This window comes from Vibrio sp. 811, assembly GCF_033339195.1.
In genome coordinates this window covers 605-1,801 of sequence record NZ_JAWOUB010000061.1, presented here as the reverse complement: position 1 = coordinate 1,801, position 1,197 = coordinate 605, and the positions used below count along the sequence as shown (strand labels likewise).

Sequence of the window (1,197 nt, the reverse complement as noted above, 5' to 3'; positions counted from 1 at the left end):
TGGCATTCAGATCCCCTCCATCAACAAGCCAAAGCAGAGCTCATTACTCTCTTTGAGCAAACAGTTAAGTAGGATAAATAATGGCAAACACATTGATTGTAGGTGCAGGTTGGCTTGGTACTCCACTAGCGCAAGCCTTGTTAGTCGAGGGACATGATGTAGTTATTACACGTCGTAGCCAAGCTCGGTTAGATGAACGGCCATCCACTATTGCTAACGCCGCCCTGCTTGATCTCAACGATGAAAACGCAGCGCAAAAACTGGATGAAATAATTCAGTCGAATCATATTGAGCGTATTGTTGGTGCGTTTCCACCTGGGTTTCGTCGAGGGTCTGGTCGAGAGTATGCGCAGCAATGGTCAACGTTAGTTAAAGCGGCAAAACAGAATGCGATTGAAAAGCTCGTCATGATCAGCTCTACAACGGTCTACCCTAATTTACGAACGGACATGAAAGAAGAATCCGCATCGCTCGCTCCCGCGCAAACCCACCCTCACTTTTCTGACAAGGCGAAAATCATGCTCGAAGCGGAGCAATCCGTCATCGACTCTGGCATAAACTACGCCATCTTACGTTGCAGTGGTTTGATTGGCCCAGACAGACACCCCGCTCGCTTTGCCATGCGCCTAAAACAAGTCAGCCGTAAAGCCCCAGCCAACATGCTTCATCAAAGTGACGCAGTCGCTGTGGCACAGTTTGCATTGGATCACCTGAGTAATCAGATCATTAATGTCACAACGCCTCACACGGTGAGCAAAGCTGAGTTTTACCAAGCAGCAATCACCAAAAGTGGCGCAGAGATTTCGCTACCTCCCGTTACAGAAGATGCCGATAAACGCATTTTAGCGGACAAACTGGTTTCACTTGGGTATCAATTCCGATTCAATTCAACGCTGGATGCACTATGAAGTTATATCAACATATAGAAACGCTTTGGGATTACATGCAGCTCAAACAGGATTTAAAGCCTGCCGACTGCTTGTTTGTTATGTGCAGTAACGACGTGCGAGTTGCTGAGCACGCCGCTGCGCTTTACCACCAAAAACTCGCACCATTGATTGTGTTCTCCGGTGGTGAAGGCCGTTTTACGGATGGTTTGTTTGAAAAAAGTGAAGCAGAAACATTTGCAGACATTGCGCGTTTAGCTGGCGTACCAAGCGATGCCATTTTAGTAGAAACACGTTCAACCAATAGTGG

The 1,197-nt window shown here is 47.3% G+C and carries 2 protein-coding genes; both read left to right on the top strand.

All coding sequences use genetic code 11. From position 1 onward, the window contains the following. The first annotated feature begins 80 nt into the window (after positions 1-80). Positions 81-908: an NAD-dependent epimerase/dehydratase family protein gene (locus R7Q46_RS24765; RefSeq protein ID WP_318077873.1), complete on the top strand. Its 828-nt coding sequence runs from the start codon at positions 81-83 to the stop codon at positions 906-908. Then, the coding region (locus tag R7Q46_RS24760; RefSeq protein WP_318077872.1) for a YdcF family protein at positions 905-1,197 on the top strand (293 nt) is incomplete at its 3' end. The genes R7Q46_RS24765 and R7Q46_RS24760, both read left to right, overlap by 4 nt.

Coding starts and splice junctions, on each gene's coding strand:
- R7Q46_RS24765 (WP_318077873.1), top strand. CDS start 81: ATGGCAAACACATTGATTGTAGGTGCAGGTTGGCTTGGTACTCCACTA.